The organism is Streptomyces sp. NPDC028331, from assembly GCF_055565775.1.
This window is the reverse complement of the sequence record NZ_JBVHTR010000007.1, coordinates 198638-217688: the sequence shown is the minus strand read 5'-3', so window position 1 is coordinate 217688 and position 19051 is coordinate 198638. Positions and strand designations below refer to the sequence as shown.

The window sequence follows — 19051 nt, the reverse complement described above, 5'->3', positions numbered from 1 at the left end:
CACCCGGTGACTGACTCGACCATCATTTACACGCACACTGACGAGGCCCCGGCCCTGGCGACGTATTCCTTCCTGCCGGTGGTCAAGGCCTACGCCGGGAAGGCGGGTGTCGCCGTCGAGACCCGTGACATCTCGCTGGCCGGGCGCATCCTCGCGGTCTTCCCGGAGTACCTGAACGAGGACCAGCGGATCAACGACGACCTCACCGAGCTGGGCGAGCTGGCCAAGACCCCCGCGGCCAACATCATCAAGCTGCCGAACATCTCGGCGTCCGTACCCCAGCTCAAGGCGGCCATCGCCGAGCTGCAGGGCAAGGGCTACGCGCTGCCGGAGTACCCGGACGAGCCGAAGACGGACGAGGAGCGGGAGATCCGCGCCCGGTACGACAAGGTCAAGGGCTCCGCCGTGAACCCGGTCCTGCGCGAGGGCAACTCCGACCGCCGGGCCCCCGCCTCGGTCAAGAACTACGCCAAGAGCCACCCGCACCGCATGGGCGCCTGGACCTCCGATTCCAAGACGAACGTGGCGACCATGGGCGTGGACGACTTCCGCTCCACCGAGAAGTCCGTGGTCATCTCCGAGGCCGGTTCGCTGCGCATCGAGCTGAAGGGCGACGACGGCACCACCACCGTGCTGCGCGAGTCGGTGCCCGTCCTCGAGGGCGAGGTCGTCGACGCCTCCGTGATGCGCGTCGCCGCCCTGCGCGAGTTCCTCACGGCGCAGGTCGCCAAGGCCAAGGAGGAGGGCGTCCTGTTCTCCGTGCACCTGAAGGCCACGATGATGAAGGTCTCCGACCCGATCGTCTTCGGTCACGTGGTGCGCGCCTTCTTCCCGAAGACGTTCGCGAAGTACGGCGAGACGTTCGCCGCGGCCGGTCTGACCCCGAACGACGGTCTGGGCGGGATCTTCAAGGGTCTTGAGGCCCTGCCGAACGGCGACGAGATCAAGGCCTCCTTCGACGCCGAGCTCGCCGAGGGCCCGGATCTGGCCATGGTCGACTCCGACAAGGGCATCACCAACCTCCACGTCCCGTCCGACGTGATCGTCGACGCCTCCATGCCGGCCATGATCCGCACCTCCGGCCACATGTGGGGCCCGGACGGCCAGGAGCACGACACCCTCGCGGTGCTGCCGGACTCCAGCTACGCGGGCGTCTACCAGGCCGTGATCGACGACTGCCGCGCCAACGGCGCCTACGACCCGGCCACCATGGGCTCGGTTCCGAACGTCGGCCTGATGGCGCAGAAGGCCGAGGAGTACGGCAGCCACGACAAGACGTTCGAGATCCCGACCACGGGCACGGTCCGGCTGGTCGACGGCAACGGCAACGTGGTCATCGAGCAGACCGTCTCCGCCGGTGACATCTTCCGCGCCTGCCAGACCAAGGACGCCCCGATCCGCGACTGGGTGAAGCTGGCCGTGACCCGTGCCCGCGCCACCGGCGACCCGGCCGTCTTCTGGCTGGACGCGACCCGCGCCCACGACGCCAACCTGATCGCCAAGGTCGAGCAGTACCTGCAGGAGCACGACACCGAGGGCCTGGACATCCGGATCCTCGCTCCGGTCGAGGCGACCAAGCTGTCCGTGGAGCGGATCCGCCGCGGCGAGAACACCATCTCCGTCACCGGCAACGTGCTGCGCGACTACCTGACCGACCTGTTCCCGATCCTGGAGCTGGGCACCAGCGCCAAGATGCTGTCGGTCGTCCCGCTGATGGCGGGCGGCGGCCTGTTCGAGACCGGCGCCGGCGGCTCCGCCCCGAAGCACGTCCAGCAGCTCGTCAAGGAGAACTACCTGCGCTGGGACTCCCTGGGTGAGTTCTTCGCCCTGGTGCCGGCCTTCGAGCAGTACGCGAAGGTCACGGGCAACGCCCGTGCCCAGGTCCTGGCCGACACCCTCGACCGTGCCACGGCGACCTTCCTCAACGAGGACAAGTCCCCGACCCGCCGCGTCGGCGGCATCGACAACCGCGGCAGCCACTTCTACCTGTCCCTGTACTGGGCGCAGGAGCTGGCCAAGCAGACCGACGACGCGGACCTCGCCAAGGCGTTCGCCCCGCTCGCCGAGACGCTCACCGCCAACGAGCAGAAGATCGTCGAGGAGCTGATCGCCGTCCAGGGCAAGCCGGCCGACATCGGCGGCTACTACCAGCCCGACCCGGCGAAGGCCGCCGAGGTCATGCGCCCGTCGGCGACCTGGAACGAGGCGCTGGCGTCCCTGAGCTGACCTAAGGGGCCCGATCCCCTTCCGCGCCACCGCCCCGCCCGGGCTCTCTCCCGGGCGGGGCGGTCGCGTCTCCCGGACTCGCCGGGCATCGGCTCGGGGGAAAGCGTGACGCCGTCCCCCGCGCCCGCGCCCGCGCCCGCGGCGATCTTCGCCGGAACCTCAGGACGCCACCCGCACGCCGCGCTCCTCGTCCGGGTGGGCCAGGCCCAGGTGGTCGCGCAGGGTCGTGCCCTCGTAGTCCGTGCGGAAGACGCCCTGCTCCTGGAGGAGGGGGACGACCTTGTCGGCGAAGTCGTCCAGGCCGCCGGGGGTGATGTGCGGGACGAGGATGAAGCCGTCGGACGCGTCGGCCTGCACGAACTCGTTGAGGGTCTTCGCCACGGTGAGCGGGGAGCCGACGAAGGTCTGCCGGTTGCCGGTGTGGATGACCAGGTCGCGGATGGACCAGTCGTTCGCTGCCGCCAGCTCCCGCCACTCACGGGCGGTGGCCAGCGGGTCGCGGTACATGCGCACCTGGGCGCGGCCGCGGGAGATGTGCTCCTCGCTCACGATCGGGTCGACGTCGGGCAGCGGGCCGTCGGGGTCGTACACCGACAGGTCCCGGTTCCAGACGAACTCCAGGTGTTTGATGGCCGTGGCGCCGCTGACCTGCTGCCGGCGCACTTCCCCGGCGAGTTCCTCGGCCTCGGCGTCGGTGTCGCCGAGCACGAAGGTGGCGGCGGGCAGGATCAAGAGTTGGTCGTGGCGGCGGCCGTACTTGGCGAGGCGGGACTTCACGTCGGCGTAGAAGGCCCGGCCCGCCTCGAGCTCGGCGTGCCGGCTGAAGATCGCGTCGGCGCCGGCGGCGGCGAACTCGCGGCCCTCGTCGGAGTCTCCGGCCTGGAAGATCACCGGGCGGCCCTGCGGTGAGCGCGGGACGTTGAACCGGCCGTGGATGTCGAAGTGCCTGCCCCGGTGCACGAAGGCACCGGCCTGTGCGTCCCGCAGGAAGGTGCCGGTGGCCTGGTCGGCGATGATCTCGTCCCCCCGCCAGGAGTCGAACAGTTCGTTCGCCGTGGCCAGGAACTCCTTGGCGCGCGAGTAGCGCTCCTCCTGCGGCAGGAAGCCGCCGCGGCGGAAGTTCTCGCCGGTGAAGGCGTCCCAGGAGGTGACGACGTTCCACGCCGAGCGACCGCCGGAGAGGTGGTCGAGGCTGGCGAACTGGCGGGCCACCTCGTAGGGCTCGTTGAAGGTGGAGTTGATGGTGCCGGCCAGACCTATGCGATCGGTGACCGCGGCCAGTGCGGCGAGCACGGTGAAGGTGTCGGGACGGCCGACGACGTCCAGGTCGTAGATCTTCCCGCCCTGTTCCCGCAGGCGCAGGCCCTCGGCGAGGAACAGGAAGTCGAACTTGGCGCGTTCGGCGGTCTGCGCGAAGTGCACGAAGGAACGGAACTCGATGTGGCTGCCGGCGGCCGGGTCGCTCCACACCGTGGTGTTGTTGACGCCGGGGAAGTGGGCGGCCAGGTGGATCTGTTTCTGCGGCTTGCTCATGGGGGTGCGGTCCCTCCGGCTCAGACGGTTGCGGCTGCTGGGGAGTAGCGGTTGGCGGGGCGGGCGAGCCCGAGCAGTCCGCGCAGGGTGTCGGCCTCGTAGGCGCGCCGGAAGGCGTTGCGGCGCTGGAGTTCGGGCACCAGCCCTCGGGTGATCTGCGGGAGGTCATGGCCGAGGACGGCCGGACGCAGCCGGAAGCCGGTCAGTCCGGCGGACCGCAACTCCTCCAGCAGGTCGGCGAGTTGGGCGGGGCTGCCGGTGAAGACGCGGGCGTCGCCGGTGTACTGGTGTCCGGCGAGGTCGTCGAGGCGGTTCTTGCGGTCCGCGGCCGTTGCGGGGTCGTCGTCCAGGAAGACCACGAGGTCGCCGAAGACGTGCAGCGGCTCCGCGGCCCGCCCCGCCCTCGCCTGCTCCGCGCGGATCTCGGCGACGATCGCACGGGCCTGGGCGACGTCGTGCGGGGTGACGTAGCCGACGTCGGCCTGACGGGCCACCAGCCGGTAGGGGACGGTCTGGTGGGCGAGAGCGGTGACGAGCGGCTGGCCCTGCGGCGGCCGGGGTGTGATGGACGGGCCCTTGACGCTGAAGAACCTGCCTTCGAAGTCGATGTAGTGCAGCTTGTCGCGGTCGATGAAACGGCCGGTGGCGACGTCCCGGATCTCCGCGTCGTCCTCCCAGCTGTCCCACAGGCGCCGCACGACCTCGACGTAGTCGGCGGCCTCGTCGAACAGGTCGGTGAGCGGGCCTTGTGCGGCCGGGCTGTCGTAGGCGTCGATGCGCGGGATCGTACGGCGGCCGAAGTGCGCGGCCTCGTGCGGGCGCGCGGTGATCTGCACGCGCAGGCCCGCACGCCCGGTGCTCACATAGTCCAGGGTGGCGATCGCCTTGGAGATATGGAACGGCTCCGTGTGGGTGGCCACCACAGTCGGCACCAGCCCTATGTGACGGGTCAGCGGTGCGACACGGGAGGCGATGAGCACGGCGTCCAGACGTCCGCGTACCTGGTCGGTGCGCTCGTCCGGGTCCAGGAAGTGCGAGGACTGCGGGCCCAGGCCGTCCTCGAAGGTCACGAAGTCGAGCAGGCCGCGCTCGGCCTCCGCCACGAGGTCGGCCCAGTATCCGGCCGTGAACAGCTCCTGCGGCCGCGCCGCCGGCTCGCGCCAGGAGGCGGGGTGCCAGCCGGTGCCGTCGAGCGCGACGGCGAGGTGCAGAGGAGAAGGGGAGGGAGATGAGGACACGAGGGTGCCTTCCTGAAGGTCCGTAGGGAACGCCGGCCTCACCCGTGGGGGCGCGGCGGGACGGGGCCGACCCGGGTCGAAGTCCCCCGGCCTCCGGCCGGGGGTGCCCCCAGGGAACGGTCAGGAGCGACAGAGCGCGCCGGCCACGCGCAGCAGATCGATGTGGGCGCGGGAGTGCAGAAGCGGACGGCGGGACGGGGTCAGGGCGCGGACGTGCACGGTACGGGTCACGTCCGTCACCTCCGTCCCCGTGGCCGTCGTGGCGCGCGGCTCGTCGTCGGTGACAACGGTTCGGCGCCGCCGGCTGTTCCGCACTCCTGCGATCCCCTCGGTCAGGAGTTGCCGAGCGGCAGCCCGGGCCTCTTGCCGCCGGTCGGCGCCGGACAGGTGCCGTCGCGGTCCGGGCGCCGCAGGCGATGTCACCGTGCGTCCAGCGGGTGATACGTGCTCGGCAGCACCTTTCGCCGTGTCAACGGGTGTGGTCCGCACCGTTGTCGGGGATGTACGAGGCCCAGTCCAGGATCTGCACCGCGGCGCCCGCGGCCTCGAGTCCCCGGCAGTGCGCGTGGTGCCGCCGGGCGATGCCGACGTGGTCGAGGTGGGGGCCGAAGGCGGGGTGGGCGGCCAGCCTGCGCGCGTACGCCCACAGGTGCGGGTGGTCGGCGATGCGGTGCACCGCGGCGGCGTCCAGGTGCCAGCGGTGTACGGCGTCGAGCTGCACCAGGCTGACCCACACCTCCACGTCCGCGGCGGTGAGCCGGTCGCCGAGCAGGTGGTCCTGACGCGCGAGCCGGCCCTCCAGCGAGCGGAGGGTGCACAGCAGCGAGGCGAGCGCGGCGTCCCGTTCGTCCGCGTCGGCGTCGGCGCGTCCGGCACGCTGGGCGGCCGCGTCGATGCCCTGTTCGCACAGCCGTTGGACGCCTGCGATCTCGGCGTCCGACCCCTGCGGATACAGGGCGGGGCGGTCCGCGCCGAAGTGCCGCGCCAGGTCGCGCATGATGTCCGGAGCGTGCGTGCTGACGATCCGGCCCGACCAGTCGTCGCTGAGCACCGGGGCCAGGGCCGCCCCGGGGTAGCGGTGCGCGCTGGCCTCGTAGAGCGGACGCAGCGCGGAGTACCCGCCGCCGGGTCCGTCGGGCACCGCGGGCAGCAGCGTCACGGGGCAGACGTCCTCGAGGCCGAGCAGGCTGTGCGTGATGGCTATGCGCAGACAGTGCGGACAGGCCAGGGACAGGTGGAGGCGGTAGCGGCGCGGTACGGCGTAGTGGCCGCTTCGCGCGTCGCAGCCGATCCGGCCGCGGAAGGCCGGGACGGGCTGCGCGGACGCGAGTGCGGTCAGGGCATGGGCGGACATGTCTCTCCCGGGGTTCTGGGACGCGGGGGGGATGGGCTGGTTGCCCACGGGCGGGCGGCGCTCCCCGGCGCGAACGGCGCGGGGTGGCGGGGGCGCGGCGTGGTTCCGCCGGATCAGCGCAGAGGGCTGCTCGCGCTGCAGACGCGCAGCAGATCGATGTGCCGGCGGGAGGTCAGCAGGAGGGGCTGCCGGCGCGCGCGGTGAACACGGCTGACGACCGGCTCCAGGCGCCCCATTTTTCCCTACCAGTTCACTAGGAAATCTTCCTTGGAGTGTCGATCCGGCTCCGGCCCGCGTCAAGAGGGAGGTCCGCACTTCGAGAGGGCGGCGGCCGAGGGGCGAGATGGAGGGGGCCTCGGCCCGAGCGCGAACACAGGGCCGCCACCAGGGGAAACGCTGGGGCAATTCATGCACACGAAGCGCCAAAGCAATGGCAAAGGCATCTGGGTGCACAGCAGTTCGCCATGTCATCGTGCGTGCCATGAGCACTGAGCACGTCCTTGATGACCGGCCCCACGCCCACCCCCGGATACGCGGGATGGCGAACAAGGTGCCGGAAGTGACCGTCTACTTCTGGATCATCAAGGTTCTCACCACGGGAATGGGCGAGACCGCCTCCGACTACCTTGCCCATCTGCTCGGCCCGATTCCCGCGGTCGGCCTCGGCGCCCTCGCCCTGCTGGGGTCTCTGGTGCTGCAGTTCGCGGTCCGCCGGTACGTGGCCTGGATCTACTGGACCGCCATCGTCATGGTCAGCGTGTTCGGCACGATGGCCGCCGACGTCCTGCACGTGGGCCTCGGCGTTCCCTACACGCTCTCGACGCCGCTGTTCCTGGTGGCGCTGGCCGCCGTCTTCGCCCTGTGGTACGCGAGCGAGCGGACCCTGTCCATCCACAGCATCTCCACCCGCCGCCGCGAGACGTTCTACTGGGCGGCCGTGCTCGCCACGTTCGCGCTCGGTACGGCCGCGGGCGACCTGAGCGCCACGATCGGCCTCGGCTACCTGGGGTCCGTCGTTCTGTACGCCGTCGCGATCTGTGTGCCCGCGGTGGCCCACCGCGGGCGACTGCTGGGCGCGGTGCCCGCGTTCTGGGCCGCGTACGTCATCACCCGTCCCCTCGGCGCGTCGATCGCCGACTGGATGGCCGTGCCTCACAGTCGGGGCGGGCTGGACTGGGGCCTGGGCCCGGTCACCCTGTCGTGGACCGTCGCGATCCTCGGCTTCGTGACCTATCTGGCGGTCTCGCGACGCGATGTGCGAAGCGACCCGGCCGCCGTGTGACATGGCACCGCCCCGCCTGCCGCTGATGCGGGCAGGCGGGGCGACGTCGTGTCGGTGCCGCGGGCTCAGCCGTTCGGCCCGGCAGGGGTCGTGGTCGTCTTGAAGCCCTCGGTCTTGTTGGCCTGGATGGCGAAGTCGTTGGTGAACGTCTTGCTGAGGTCCACCGATCCCTTCACGTTGCCGACCAGCTTCTCCGTCGCCAGCGAGGTCTTCGGACCGCCGGCCGGCATGATGCCGTCCGGCAGGAACTGCCCCTTGTCCTCGGTCAGGGCCGTGATGTAGTCGGCCTTGGTGACCAACTGGTTCTGCACGAACGACGCGGGGAGCTTGTTCGCGATGTCGGCCGCGCTGTGCGTGTTGATCCAGTGCATGGTGGCGACCAGCGCGTCGACGACCTTCTGCACGGTGGCCTTGTTCTGGTTCACCCAGTCGGTGCGAGCGAGCACACTGGCCGCGGGGTACGCACCGCCCATCGCCTCCGTGGCGCCCTGCGTGGTGGCCAGGTCGATCGCGGAGGTGCCGACGCCCTTCTTCTGGATCGCGGCGACCGTGGGCTGCGTCGTCATGACGCAGTCGACCTTGCCGTTCTGCAGCGCGGCGATCGCGGTGGAGCCGGCGCCGACCCCGATCCGGTGGAACTCGCTGGTCTTGACGCCCTTCTTGGCGGCCAGGAACTGGGTGAGGGTGTCGGTGCCCGAACCGAGGTCGGTGACGCCCAGTGTCTTGCCCTTGAAGTCGGCGCCCGAGGTGACGCCTGCCTTCTTGGAGCACATCTCGCGTTCGCCGGGCGCGCCGGAGAGCTGGACGACGTCCTCGACCGCCTTGCCCTTCGCCTGGAACTCGATCGTGTGGTTGTACCAGGCGCCCGCCATGTCCACCTGCCCCGAGGCCATGGCCTCCTCGGCGCCGACACCGCCGTCCTGCTCGGTGCTGAGCTGGACGTCGACGCCGTACTTCTTGTAGAAGCCCAGGTCCTGGGCGAGCTGGTACGGCAGGTAGATCTGCTTGTCGATGCCGCCGACCATGAGCTTCACCGTGGGCACACCACCCGAGCTGCCGACGCTCTGGGAGCCGCTGTGGGAGCCGCTGGAACAGGCGGAGGCCGTGCCGAGGGCGAGGACGGTGAGGAGGGACGCGGTGACGGTGGCGGATCGTCTTGACATGGCTGGCCACATTCCTTTTCTGAGGTGGGACGGGGGAGGAGCGGAGGGGACGGGGAGGCGCGGAATCAGAGGGCGTTCGCGGTCTCGGAAGGGGACGGCGGGCGCCAGGACAGCAGCCGGTGCTCGAGCTTGCCGATCAGCCACTCGGCGCCGAGCACGATGACCGAGATGACGAGCATCGTGGCGAACACGCCGTTGGGGTCGAAGTTGTTCTGCGCGGTCTTGATGACCAGGCCGAGGCCGCTCTGCGCACCCAGTACCTCGCCGACCAGCGCGCCGACGATGGCGAAGCCGAAGGCGCTGTGCAGGCTCGCGATGATCCAGGTGAGTGCGGAGGGCACGATGACGTGGCGGATGATCTGCATCTGCGAGGCGCCGAGCACCCTGGCGTTGGCGAGGATGTTGCGGTCGACCTCACGGACGCCCTGGAAGGCGTTGAAGAAGACGATGAAGAACACCAGCACCGCGGCGAGCAGGATCTTCGGGGTCACACCGATACCGAAGGCGACGATGAAGATCGAGCCGAGGACGATGCGCGGGATCGCGTTGACCATCTTGATGTAGGGGCCGAGCACGTCGGAGAGGAACCGGCTCTGTCCCAGCGCGACACCGAAGATCACTCCGGTGACGGACCCGACGGCGAAGCCGGCGAGCGCCTCCTGGATCGTGGTCCAGATGTTCGAGTAGAAGGACCCGAACTCGGTGCCGTTCTGGAAGAGGTCGACCAGCCGCTTGGCGATGCCGGACGGCTGCCCGAAGAAGAACGGGTCGACGATCCCCCACGTGGTGAACGCCTGCCAGCCGCCGATGACGACGACCGCGAGGCCGATGCGGCCCGCCCACACCAGCGCGACGCGGCGTCGGACGGCGCTCTTGGCCGCGGCGGCGGCCGATACCTGGCCGCCGTTGACCGGAGCGGCGGGAGCGGTGGACGTCGTGGTCATGCCTTACCTCCTGCGGTGCGTGCGTAGGCGCGCTCCACCTCCTCGCGCAGCGTGTCCCAGATCTGGTGCTGCAGTTCGATGAAGCGGGGCTCGAAGCGGATCTCCTGGACCGAGCCGCGCGGGCGCGGCAGGTCGATGTCGAACACCGCCTTGACCGACCCGGGGCTGGACGTCATGACGACGACCCGGTCCGCGAGTGCCACGGCCTCGTCGAGGTCGTGGGTGATGAAGACGACCGACGGACGGATCTGCTCCCACAGGGCCAGCAACTCGGTCGACATGATCGCCTTGGTCTGCACGTCGAGGGCACCGAACGGCTCGTCCATGATCAGGATCTTGGGTTCGTTGATCAGCGCCGCGGCCATCGCCACGCGCTTGCGCATACCGCCGGAGAGCTGGTGCGGGTAGCGGTCCTCGAAGCCGGACAGGCCCACCCGGCGCAGCCAGTCGCGCGCCGAGGCCTGTGCCTGCTGCTTGGGAACGCCGCGGAAGACCGGACCCATCAGCACGTTGCCGAGGACGGTCTTCCAGGGCAGCAGCGCATCGGCCTGGAACATGAAGCTGACGCCGTCCGTGATGCCGTCCACCTCACGGCCGCCGACCCTGACCGATCCCTCGCTCGGCCGGTCCAGCCCAGACACCATGCTCAGCGTCGTCGATTTGCCGCAGCCGGTCGGGCCGACCACCGCGCAGAACTGGCCCGGCTCCACGGTGAACGACACGTCTTGCAGTGCCGTGAACACCTCACCGGCGGGGGTCAGGAATCGCTTGGTGAGCCCGGAGATCTCGATGCGCGCATCCTCACGCGCTGCTGCGCCTGCGGTCGCCGCACCGGTGATCGGGCTCTTCGCGACATCGTTTCGCGAAGCCATGGGGGGCCGTCTCCTTCCACGCCTCGAGGGGCGAGTGCCACACCTCGTCGGGTCGAGTTCCGCACCTCGTCGGGAGCGGGTGAAGGCAGACGCTAGAGGCCACCCGGTGTTACGTCGCTGTTTCACAGCTATCCCGCGATAGCCGCGTAACCCGGGGTTCTGCTCGTTCTGCTCAGCGATACGGGGGTGGGCAGAATTTCGGCCATCAGGCACAATCACGCCACGCGGGTCCGGCGCAGGGGCCGGACCGAGACGACATACGACGGGGGCAAAGAGGCGCCTGTGATGCCCATCCGTACCTGGATCGCCCGCGGCGGCAGAGGGAAGCTCTCCGCCCGGATCCTCGCCAACCAGCTCTTCATCCTCGCTCTCACCGGTGTGATCGGCTTCGCGCTGTTCGCCTTCGCACAGCGGGGCGAGCTCGACCGTTCCTACGAGCAGCGGGCGCTGGCCATCGCGCAGACCACGGCCGCCGAGCCGCAGATCCGTCTCGCCATGGAGAAGGGCACCGACGACGGCGTGGTGCAGACCGCCGCCGAACGGATCCGGAAGGCCTCGGGGGCGTCGTACGTGGTCGTGCTCGACCTGCGCGGCATCCGTCACTCGCACCCCATGCCGCAGCTCATCGGCGAGCCGGTGAACGAGCCGATCGTCGTGCTGGACGGCCGTCCGCGGGTCGGCAGCGACCAGGGCGCCACCGGGCGGTCCGCCAACGCCAAGGCGCCCCTGTACGGGCCGTCGGGCAAGCTGGTCGGCGAGGTGTCCGCAGGTCTTCCGGAGCGGTACGTGCTGGGCGAGCTGTGGCGTGAGCTGCCCACGTTCGGCCTGTACGCGGCGATCGCCACCGCGCTCGGTTCGGCGGCCGCGTATCTGCTGGCGCGGCGGTTGAAGCGCACCACCTTCGGCCTCGAACTGGAGGAGATCGCCGGGCTCTTCCAGGATCGCGAGGCGATGCTCCACGGCATCCGGGAGGGCGTGGTCGCCTTCGACCCCGACGGCAGGGTCACCGTGGTCAACGACGAGGCCCGGCGACTGCTCGGGCTCGGCACCGCGCTGGGCAGCAGGCTCGACGAGGTGCTGCCCGACGGCCGGCTGCGGCGCGCGCTGGACGGCACCCTGAGCGGCACCGACGTCAGCGTCCTGACCGACGAACACTGCCTCGTCGTCAATCGCATGCCGGTCACGCTGCGCGGCCGCGAACTCGGCGCGGTGGTCACCGTACGCGACCGCACCGAGCTGATCGGACTGCTGCGCGAACTGGACTCCGTGCGCGGGCTCACCGACGCACTGCGGGCCCAGCAGCACGAGTTCACCAACCGGATGCACACCCTGGCCGGACTGCTGGACATCGGGGACCACGACGCGGCGTACGAGTTCGCCGTCGGATCGGCCGGGGCCGCGCAGGCGCTGACCGAGTCGGTGCGCAGACGGATCGGCAACTCGCTGATGGTCGGGCTGATCGTGGCCAAGACCACGGTCGCCGCCGAACGCGGGGTGCGGATCGTGCTCGACGAGGACTCCGAGCTCGGCCAGAACCCGCCGCATCTGCGCCGGTTGCTGACGATCGTCGGCAACCTGCTGGACAACGCGGTCGACGCCGCCGGCGACGGACCGCCCCCGGCGGGCGGCCGTCAGGTTCGCCTCACTCTTGCCGAGGACTGCGGCCACGTGACCGTGAGGGTGGCGGACACCGGGCCGGGGATCCCGCCCGGCGCCGCCGAGGCGATCTTCGAGGACGGCTGGTCGACCCGGCCCGAGCGCGGCACCGCCCGGCGCGGCCTGGGGCTCGCCCTGGTGCACCGGCTGGTGCAGCGGCACGGCGGCACGGTCACCGTCAGCGAGGGCCCGGGTGCGGTCTTCACCGTCGTCCTGCCGCTGCCGGACTCGGCCCCCGCGCCGCAAGGAGCACTGTTCACGACGGCGTTGCCGGTGGGAGGCGACCGCTGATGATCCGCACCCTGGTGGTGGACGACGACTTCCGGGTGAGCCACATCCACAGCGAGTACGTGAGCCGGGTCCAGGGCTTCGAGGTGGTCGGCGAGGCGGCGACCGTGGCAGACGCCCTGGAGGCGGTGCGCACCCTGCACCCGGACCTGCTCCTGCTCGACATCTTCCTGCCGGACGGCAGCGGGCTCGATGTGCTGCGCCGGCTCACCGGCGACGAGGGCGGCTCCCGGCCGGACGCGTTCATGATCACAGCGGACCGGGACATCGAATCGGTCCGCACCGCGATGAAACTGGGCGCCGTGGGCTACCTCGTCAAGCCCTTCGGCTCCCCCGACCTCGCCGGACGGCTGACCGCCTACCGTGAACTCCAGCACCGTGTGGATGCGCTGGGACCGGCCGCCGAGACCGACCAGGCCGATGTGGACGCCCTGTTCAGCGCCGCCCGGCCGCCGGCCGTCCCGCGGGTGCCGGCCAAGGGGCACTCCGCGCCCACCCTGACCCTCGTCCATCAGGCGCTGCGCTCCGCCTGCGGTCCCGTGTCGGCGGCCGAGGCCGCCGAACTCACGGGGGTCTCCCGCGCGACGGCGCAGCGGTACCTGTCCTACCTCGTCAAGGAGGGCATGGTCCGGCTGGAGCTCCGGTACGGGGCGACGGGGCGTCCGGAGCACCGGTACCGCATCGTCACCTGACGCCGTCCTCCCCGCCCCGCCCCGTTCCGTCCCGTCCCCCGACCGTCACCTTCCCTTCACCGACCTGATTTCGCCCGTGCGGGGACAGCGGACCCAGTGGGCGGCCGACCGCGTGCCACGGGTGTGACTTGCGTCTGACCTGGTGTGACACGCACCCGCTCGCGGCGCGTTGACCGTACGATCGGGCAATGCCTGACACGACCGAAACCACGCCCGGCTGGCTGACACCCGACGAACTCGAGCTGGCGCGTGCCCGCATGCCGATCCTGTACGTGGAAGCCGTGCCGGTGCGCGTCGACGACAGCGGTGAAGTGACCAGCATCGGACTGCTGCTGCGGATAGGGCCCGACGGGACCGTCAGCCGCACCCTGGTCTCGGGACGGGTGCTGCACCACGAACGGGTCCGCGACGCCCTGCTGCGCCACCTCGAGAAGGACCTCGGACCGGTGGCGCTGCCCCGTGTCCCGCCGTCCCTGCAGCCCTTCACCGTCGCCGAGTACTTCCCCACGCAGGGGATAACCCCCTTCCACGACCCTCGCCAGCACGCGGTGGCGCTCGCCTACATCGTGCCCGTGGCCGGTGACTGCCGCCCCCGCCAGGACGCGCTCGATCTCGAGTGGTTCAGCCCCCAGGAGGCCGCCTCGGCCGTGGTGCAGAACGAGATGCCGGGCGGCCAGGGAGTCCTGCTCAAGCAGGCGCTGGCGCACGTCGGCTGTCTGGCGTGAGCGACGGGGCCGCCGGCCCGGCCTCCCGGGCCGGCGGCCCCGCCCTCTCAGTACGCCGCGTCCAGCCGCGCCCTCTGCTCCCCCGTCAGTTCGAGGTCCACCGCCGCCAGATTCTCCTCCAACTGCGCCACCGACGACGCTCCGGCCAGCGGGATCACCGGCAGGCCGCCGCCGATCTGCCAGGCCAGCACGACCTGGTTGACACTCGCTCCGGTCTCCCGCGCCACCTCCCGCAGCACCGCCAGCCGCTCCGGGGTGCCCGGGTGGTCGTAGTCCCGGGGCAACGGGACGTCCTGCCGCACGTAGGCGCCCTTGAGCAGGGGTGAGTACGCGACCAGGGTCAGGTCCGGCTCGGCGCGCAGATAGCTCAGCAGCTCCGCGGTGGTGCCGCCGAGGCTGCCGTCCGGGAAGATCTCCTCGGGTATGTCGGTCCGCGGGCGCAGATGGCTGTGCTGGTACTGCAGCACCTCGTAGCCGGGAAGTCCCGCCGCGGCCGCGAGGGCGCGGGCCCGCTCCACCCGCCAGACCGCGTGGTTGCTCACCCCGAGCAGGCCGACCGTCCCCTCCGCCACCAGCTCGGCGAACCCCTCGACGGTCTCGCGCAGCGGCACCGTGTGGTCCTCGATGTGCGCGTACAGCAGATCCAGGCGGTCGACGCCGAGGCGTTCCCTGCTGCGCTCGGCCGACTCCCGTATCACCTTCGCGGACAGGCCCTCGGCGTTGTCGACGTAGCTCGTGCCGGGGGCCAGCGGGCGAGCGCCGAGCTTGGTGGCGATCACGATCTCGTCGCCGATGCCGCGGCTGCGGCGCCAGCGGCCGAGCAGTTCCTCGCTCTGCCCGCCCTGGCTGCCGTCGACCCAGAACGCGTAGTTGTCGGACGTGTCGATGAAGTTCCCGCCGGCCTCGACATAGCGGTCGAGCACGGCGAAGGCGGTCTTCTCGTCCGTCCGGGAGCCGAACATCATCGCGCCGAGCGCGAGCACGCTCACCTCACGACGGGTCTTCGGGTCGGTGCCGATCGTGCGGTACTTCATGGTGATCCTCCCGTCCGGACCCGAGGCTCGGGCCCGGACGGGAGTGTTCAGCTTGGAGCGCGCTTCAAGTCAAGGGCGGCGGACCGGAGGAGTCGGGGAGTCCACCGCGCGGGGCACATCCAGGGCGGCGGCGGGCTTGCGTCGAGACGAGAACCATGTGACATAGTACTGCCGTGAGCCAGCGACTGACCTGCGATGTCGTGGTCGTGGGCGCCGGGATGGTGGGCGCCGCCTGCGCGCTGTATGCCGCCCGGGCCGGTCTGGACGTGGTCCTCGTGGACCGTGGCCCCGTGGCCGGCGGTACGACCGGCGCCGGCGAGGGCAATCTGCTCGTCTCCGACAAGGAACCCGGGCCCGAACTCGAACTCGCCCTGTACTCGCTGCGATTGTGGGCGCGGCTGGCCGAGGAGTTCGGGCCGTCGATCGAGTACGAGCCCAAGGGCGGTGTCGTCGTCGCCTCGGCCTCCGAGGGGCTCACCGCCCTGGCGGACTTCGCCTCGCGCCAGCGGGCCGCCGGGGTGGAGGCGGTCGACGTCGCCCCCGACCGACTCCGGGAACTGGAACCGTACCTGGCCCCGGACCTCGCGGGCGGCGTGCTGTACCCGCAGGACCGCCAGGTGATGCCCGCGCTTGCCGCCGCGCACCTGGTACGGGCCTCGGGCGCCCGGCTGCTGACCGGCCGGACCGTGACGCAGGTGCTGCGCTCGCCGCCCGGCGCGGTACGCGGGGTGCGCACGACCGGTGGTGACATCCACGCCCCGGCTGTCGTGAACGCCGCCGGCACCTGGGGCGGCGAGGTGGCCGCGTCGGCGGGCACGCACCTGCCGGTGCTCCCCCGGCGCGGGTTCGTGCTCGTCACCGAGCCGCTGCCGCGCCGGGTGCGGCACAAGGTGTACGCCGCCGACTATGTCGCGGACGTGGCCAGCGACTCCGCCGCCCTGCAGACCTCGCCGGTCGTCGAGGGCACGGCCGCGGGACCCGTCCTGATCGGGGCGAGCCGCGAACGGGTCGGTTTCGACCGGTCGTTCTCCCTTCCGGTCGTCCGGGCGCTCGCGGCGGGCGCGACCCGGCTGTTCCCGTTCCTGGAACGGGTCCGGGCGATGCGTGCCTACCTCGGCTTCCGGCCGTACCTGCCCGACCATCTGCCCGCCATCGGCCCGGACCCCAGGGTTCCGGGACTGCTGCACGCGTGCGGCCACGAGGGGGCCGGCGTCGGACTCGCGCCCGGAACCGGGCAGTTGATCGCGCAGGTGCTGAGCGGCAGGGCGACGGAACTGGACCTCGCTCCGTTCCGGCCGGAGCGTTTCGAGCGGGAGGCCGCGTGAATCCACTGGAGTTGACCGAGGCCCGGCCGGATCCCCCCTTCACGGTCACCTTCGACGGCCGTGAGATCGAGGCGCTGCCCGGCCAGACGGTGGCCGCGGCGCTCTGGGCGGCGGGCATCACCTCCTGGCGCAGCACCCGACGCGAGGGGCGTCCGCGCGGGGTGTTCTGCGGGATCGGCGTGTGCTTCGACTGCCTGGTGACCGTCAACGACCGGCCGAACAGACGGGCTTGCCAGGTCCCGGTGCGGGCGGGCGATGTGATCCGTACGCAGGAGGGGACGGGGCATGCGGACTGACCTGGCGGTGATCGGCGCGGGTCCGGCGGGGCTCGCCGCGGCTCTCGCGGCGGCCGCGCGGGGCGTACGCGTCACGCTCGTGGACGCCGCTCCCGAGGCGGGCGGCCAGTTCTACCGTCAGCCCGCCGCCGCACTCGGCGCGCGACGCCCGGACGCGCTGCACCACCAGTGGCGTACCTGGCTGCGGCTGCGCACGGGGCTGGATCGGCACCTCGCCGCCGGACACGTCAGCCACCTGACGGAACATCATGTGTGGTGCGTGGAAAGGGATCCCGAGGGCTTCACCGTGCACGCCCTGGCCGGGCCCGAGCAGGAGCAGCCGGTCGCCGTGCGGGCCGGCGCCGTCCTGCTGGCTACCGGCGGCTACGAGCGGGTGCTGCCCTTCCCCGGCTGGACGCTGCCCGGGGTCGTCACCGCCGGCGGTGCGCAGGCCATGCTCAAGGGGGGTCTGGCGGTGCCGGGGCGCAGGGCGGTCGTGGCCGGAAGCGGGCCGCTGCTGCTGCCGGTGGCGACCGGGCTGGCGGCGGCGGGGGTCACGGTCGCCGCGCTCGTGGAGTCGGCCGACCCGAAGGCCTTCGTACGACACGCCGGGGCCCTGGCCGCACAGCCCGGGAAGGCGGTGGAGGCGGCGGTGTACGCGGCTCGCCTGCTGCGGCACCGGGTGCGGATCCTCGCCCGCCACACCGTGATCGAGGCGCACGGCGCCGACCGGCTGGAGGCGGTGACCGTCGCCGCGCTGGACACCGGCGGACGGGTCCGGGCCGGGACCGCGCGCCGTGTCCCCTGCGACACCCTCGCCGTCGGGCACGGCATGGTCCCGCACACCGACCTCGCCGAGAGCCTCGGCTGCCGTATCGACGGGACGAGCGTCGTCGTCGACGGCGAACAGCGCACCGACGTCCCGGGGGTCTGGGCGGCGGGCGAGAGCACCGGCATCGGCGGCGCGGAGCTCGCCCTGGCCGAGGGGCACATCGCCGGGCGGTCCGTCGCCGCGCGGCTCGCCGGTGCCGCACCCGATCCCCGGGGATGGGAGCGCGCCGTGCGACGCCGGGCGGCGCTGCGCGGGTTCTTCGCGGCCCTCGACAGCGCGTACGCACCGCCCGCCCACTGGGCCGAGCGGGTCACCGACGACACGGTGGTGTGCCGTTGCGAGGAGGTGCGCGCCGGGGCCGTGCGGGAGGCGGTCGCGGAGCTGGGCGCCGGTGATCTGCGGACCGTGAAGCTGCTGACGCGCGCCGGGATGGGCTGGTGCCAGGGCCGGATGTGCGGGCCCGGGGTCGCGGGGATCGCCGGGTGCGCGGAGACGGCGGCGCGGAGGCCGTTCGCGCTGCCGGTGCCGCTGGGGGTGCTGGCCGCGGAGAGCGGGGAGGCGGTCGGCCGGGAGCCCGGCGGGGAGGGCGCCCGGAGGCCGGGCGAGCCGGGCCGCCGCGGTGCGGACGGGGAGGGCCGCCGCAGCCGGGGCGAGGAGGGCTCTCAATAACATGTCACACGTCATCGAGATGGGGTATCGCGTATGACCGTCCCACAGCACCGCCCCTGGCGCGGCGTTCTCGTCGCCACCGCGCTTCCGCTCACCCGTGAACTCGCCGTCGACCACGCCAGGTTCGCCGAGCACTGCTCCTGGCTGGTCGAGAACGGTTGCGACGGTGTGGTGCCGAACGGCTCGCTCGGCGAGTACCAGGTGCTCACCCCCGAGGAGCGGGCCCGGGTCGTGGAGACCGCCGTGTCCGCGATCGGAGGGGCCCGGGTGATGCCCGGCGTCTCGGCGTACGGCGCGGCGGAGGCCCGCCGCTGGGCCGAGCAGGCACGCGACGCGGGCTGCGAGTCGGTGATGCTGCTGCCGCCGAACGCCTACCGTGCCGACGAGCGGTCCGTGCTCGCGCACTACGAGGAGGTCGCGAAGGCGGGCCTGCCGGTCGTGGCGTACAACAACCCCATCGACACCAAGGTCGACCTGGTCCCCGAACTGCTCGCGAAGCTGCACGGCGAGGGCTTCGTCCAGGGCGTCAAGGAGTTCTCGGGCGACCCGCGCCGCGCCTACCGTCTCGCCGAACTCGCCCCGGACCTCGACCTGTTGATCGGCGCCGACGACGTCCTGCTGGAACTCGCGGTCGCCGGCGCCAAGGGCTGGGTGGCCGGTTATCCCAACGCCCTCCCGCGCGCGTCGGTGCAGTTGTACCGTGCGGCGGTCGAGGGCGATCTGGACACCGCGCGGCCGCTGTACCGGCAGTTGCACCCGCTGCTGCGCTGGGACTCCCGCGTGGAGTTCGTGCAGGCGATCAAGCTGTCGATGGACGTCGTCGGCCGCTACGGCGGCCCGGTACGCCCGCCACGCATGCCGCTGCCGCCCGAGCAGGAGGCGGCCGTGCGCGCCGCGACGGAGAAGGCCGTCGCGGCGGGGCTCGCGTAACAGGGAGGCAGGT

17 protein-coding genes are annotated in these 19051 nt (G+C 71.7%); 9 read left to right on the top strand and 8 right to left on the bottom strand.

The genetic code is table 11. The annotated features are described in order from the left end of the window. Positions 1–6 precede the first annotated feature (6 nt). Complete coding sequence (locus tag ACZ4SW_RS12970) at positions 7–2226, top strand: NADP-dependent isocitrate dehydrogenase (protein WP_468241732.1); 2220 nt, start codon at positions 7–9, stop codon at positions 2224–2226. Between the two features lie 159 nt (positions 2227–2385). Here the strand turns inward: ACZ4SW_RS12970 and ACZ4SW_RS12965 are convergent, their stop codons facing one another. From ACZ4SW_RS12965 to ACZ4SW_RS12950, 4 genes are all read right to left on the bottom strand, one after another. Continuing rightward, positions 2386–3759, bottom strand: coding sequence for an NtaA/DmoA family FMN-dependent monooxygenase (locus ACZ4SW_RS12965; protein ID WP_468241730.1), 1374 nt, complete (start codon positions 3757–3759; stop codon positions 2386–2388). A gap of 20 nt (positions 3760–3779) precedes the next feature. Beyond that, a complete protein-coding gene (locus tag ACZ4SW_RS12960; protein ID WP_468241727.1) occupies positions 3780–4997 on the bottom strand; it encodes an LLM class flavin-dependent oxidoreductase in 1218 nt (405 codons plus the stop codon). A 120-nt stretch (positions 4998–5117) separates the two neighbouring features. Beyond that, positions 5118–5228 (bottom strand): putative leader peptide, encoded by a 111-nt coding sequence (locus ACZ4SW_RS12955; RefSeq protein ID WP_468241725.1) that lies wholly within the window; start codon positions 5226–5228, stop codon positions 5118–5120. A 238-nt stretch (positions 5229–5466) separates the two neighbouring features. Beyond that, positions 5467–6351: a glutathione S-transferase C-terminal domain-containing protein gene (locus ACZ4SW_RS12950; protein WP_468241723.1), complete on the bottom strand. Its 885-nt coding sequence runs from the start codon at positions 6349–6351 to the stop codon at positions 5467–5469. A 481-nt stretch (positions 6352–6832) separates the two neighbouring features. Here ACZ4SW_RS12950 and ACZ4SW_RS12945 point away from each other — a divergent pair, with 481 nt between their 5' ends. Beyond that, on the top strand, positions 6833–7633 hold the full coding sequence (locus tag ACZ4SW_RS12945) for a COG4705 family protein (RefSeq protein ID WP_468241721.1): 801 nt from the start codon (positions 6833–6835) through the stop codon (positions 7631–7633). Positions 7634–7698: 65 nt separating this feature from the next. On the opposite strand, the gene ACZ4SW_RS12940 is transcribed toward ACZ4SW_RS12945, so the two are convergent. From ACZ4SW_RS12940 to ACZ4SW_RS12930, 3 genes are all read right to left on the bottom strand, one after another. Beyond that, the gene (locus tag ACZ4SW_RS12940) at positions 7699–8796 is read right to left on the bottom strand and encodes an ABC transporter substrate-binding protein (protein WP_468241719.1); all 1098 of its coding nucleotides are present in this window, start codon (positions 8794–8796) and stop codon (positions 7699–7701) included. Between the two features lie 65 nt (positions 8797–8861). Continuing rightward, positions 8862–9740, bottom strand: coding sequence for an ABC transporter permease (locus ACZ4SW_RS12935; protein ID WP_468241717.1), 879 nt, complete (start codon positions 9738–9740; stop codon positions 8862–8864). Further along, entirely contained in the window at positions 9737–10612 is an 876-nt protein-coding gene (locus tag ACZ4SW_RS12930) for an ABC transporter ATP-binding protein (RefSeq protein WP_468241714.1), read from the bottom strand. Before ACZ4SW_RS12930 ends, ACZ4SW_RS12935 begins: the two co-directional genes overlap by 4 nt. A 285-nt stretch (positions 10613–10897) precedes the next feature. On the opposite strand from ACZ4SW_RS12930, the gene ACZ4SW_RS12925 reads away from it, so the two are divergent. From ACZ4SW_RS12925 to ACZ4SW_RS12915, 3 genes are all read left to right on the top strand, one after another. Continuing rightward, complete coding sequence (locus ACZ4SW_RS12925; protein ID WP_468241712.1) at positions 10898–12559, top strand: ATP-binding protein; 1662 nt, start codon at positions 10898–10900, stop codon at positions 12557–12559. Next, a complete protein-coding gene (locus ACZ4SW_RS12920) occupies positions 12559–13248 on the top strand; it encodes a response regulator (RefSeq protein WP_468241710.1) in 690 nt (229 codons plus the stop codon). The genes ACZ4SW_RS12925 and ACZ4SW_RS12920 overlap by 1 nt, the downstream gene beginning before the upstream one ends. A gap of 188 nt (positions 13249–13436) precedes the next feature. Further along, complete coding sequence (locus tag ACZ4SW_RS12915; RefSeq protein WP_468241707.1) at positions 13437–13973, top strand: NUDIX hydrolase family protein; 537 nt, start codon at positions 13437–13439, stop codon at positions 13971–13973. A gap of 47 nt (positions 13974–14020) precedes the next feature. Here ACZ4SW_RS12915 and ACZ4SW_RS12910 read toward each other — a convergent pair whose 3' ends face one another. After that, positions 14021–15007, bottom strand: coding sequence for an aldo/keto reductase (locus ACZ4SW_RS12910; protein WP_468241705.1), 987 nt, complete (start codon positions 15005–15007; stop codon positions 14021–14023). Between the two features lie 173 nt (positions 15008–15180). Between ACZ4SW_RS12910 and ACZ4SW_RS12905 the strand changes: the two genes are divergently transcribed. From ACZ4SW_RS12905 to ACZ4SW_RS12890, 4 genes are read left to right on the top strand one after another with little or no spacing between them, the layout of a single operon-like run. Next, positions 15181–16332 (top strand): NAD(P)/FAD-dependent oxidoreductase, encoded by a 1152-nt coding sequence (locus tag ACZ4SW_RS12905; protein WP_468241703.1) that lies wholly within the window; start codon positions 15181–15183, stop codon positions 16330–16332. Beyond that, positions 16329–16628, top strand: coding sequence for a (2Fe-2S)-binding protein (locus ACZ4SW_RS12900; protein WP_468241700.1), 300 nt, complete (start codon positions 16329–16331; stop codon positions 16626–16628). Before ACZ4SW_RS12905 ends, ACZ4SW_RS12900 begins: the two co-directional genes overlap by 4 nt. Continuing rightward, positions 16618–18108, top strand: coding sequence for an FAD/NAD(P)-dependent oxidoreductase (locus ACZ4SW_RS12895; RefSeq protein ID WP_468241697.1), 1491 nt, complete (start codon positions 16618–16620; stop codon positions 18106–18108). The genes ACZ4SW_RS12900 and ACZ4SW_RS12895 overlap by 11 nt, the downstream gene beginning before the upstream one ends. Before the next feature lie 33 nt (positions 18109–18141). Beyond that, positions 18142–19038: a dihydrodipicolinate synthase family protein gene (locus tag ACZ4SW_RS12890; RefSeq protein ID WP_468241695.1), complete on the top strand. Its 897-nt coding sequence runs from the start codon at positions 18142–18144 to the stop codon at positions 19036–19038. The last annotated feature ends 13 nt before the right edge of the window (positions 19039–19051 follow it).

Excerpts from the sequence above, each read along its gene's own strand:
- ACZ4SW_RS12965 (WP_468241730.1), bottom strand. The coding sequence starts at position 3,759 with ATGAGCAAGCCGCAGAAACAGATCCACCTGGCCGCCCACTTCCCCGGC.
- ACZ4SW_RS12950 (WP_468241723.1), bottom strand. The coding sequence starts at position 6,351 with ATGTCCGCCCATGCCCTGACCGCACTCGCGTCCGCGCAGCCCGTCCCG.
- ACZ4SW_RS12945 (WP_468241721.1), top strand. The coding sequence starts at position 6,833 with ATGAGCACTGAGCACGTCCTTGATGACCGGCCCCACGCCCACCCCCGG.
- ACZ4SW_RS12940 (WP_468241719.1), bottom strand. The coding sequence starts at position 8,796 with ATGTCAAGACGATCCGCCACCGTCACCGCGTCCCTCCTCACCGTCCTC.
- ACZ4SW_RS12935 (WP_468241717.1), bottom strand. The coding sequence starts at position 9,740 with ATGACCACGACGTCCACCGCTCCCGCCGCTCCGGTCAACGGCGGCCAG.
- ACZ4SW_RS12930 (WP_468241714.1), bottom strand. The coding sequence starts at position 10,612 with ATGGCTTCGCGAAACGATGTCGCGAAGAGCCCGATCACCGGTGCGGCG.
- ACZ4SW_RS12925 (WP_468241712.1), top strand. The coding sequence starts at position 10,898 with ATGCCCATCCGTACCTGGATCGCCCGCGGCGGCAGAGGGAAGCTCTCC.
- ACZ4SW_RS12920 (WP_468241710.1), top strand. The coding sequence starts at position 12,559 with ATGATCCGCACCCTGGTGGTGGACGACGACTTCCGGGTGAGCCACATC.
- ACZ4SW_RS12915 (WP_468241707.1), top strand. The coding sequence starts at position 13,437 with ATGCCTGACACGACCGAAACCACGCCCGGCTGGCTGACACCCGACGAA.
- ACZ4SW_RS12910 (WP_468241705.1), bottom strand. The coding sequence starts at position 15,007 with ATGAAGTACCGCACGATCGGCACCGACCCGAAGACCCGTCGTGAGGTG.
- ACZ4SW_RS12895 (WP_468241697.1), top strand. The coding sequence starts at position 16,618 with ATGCGGACTGACCTGGCGGTGATCGGCGCGGGTCCGGCGGGGCTCGCC.
- ACZ4SW_RS12890 (WP_468241695.1), top strand. The coding sequence starts at position 18,142 with ATGACCGTCCCACAGCACCGCCCCTGGCGCGGCGTTCTCGTCGCCACC.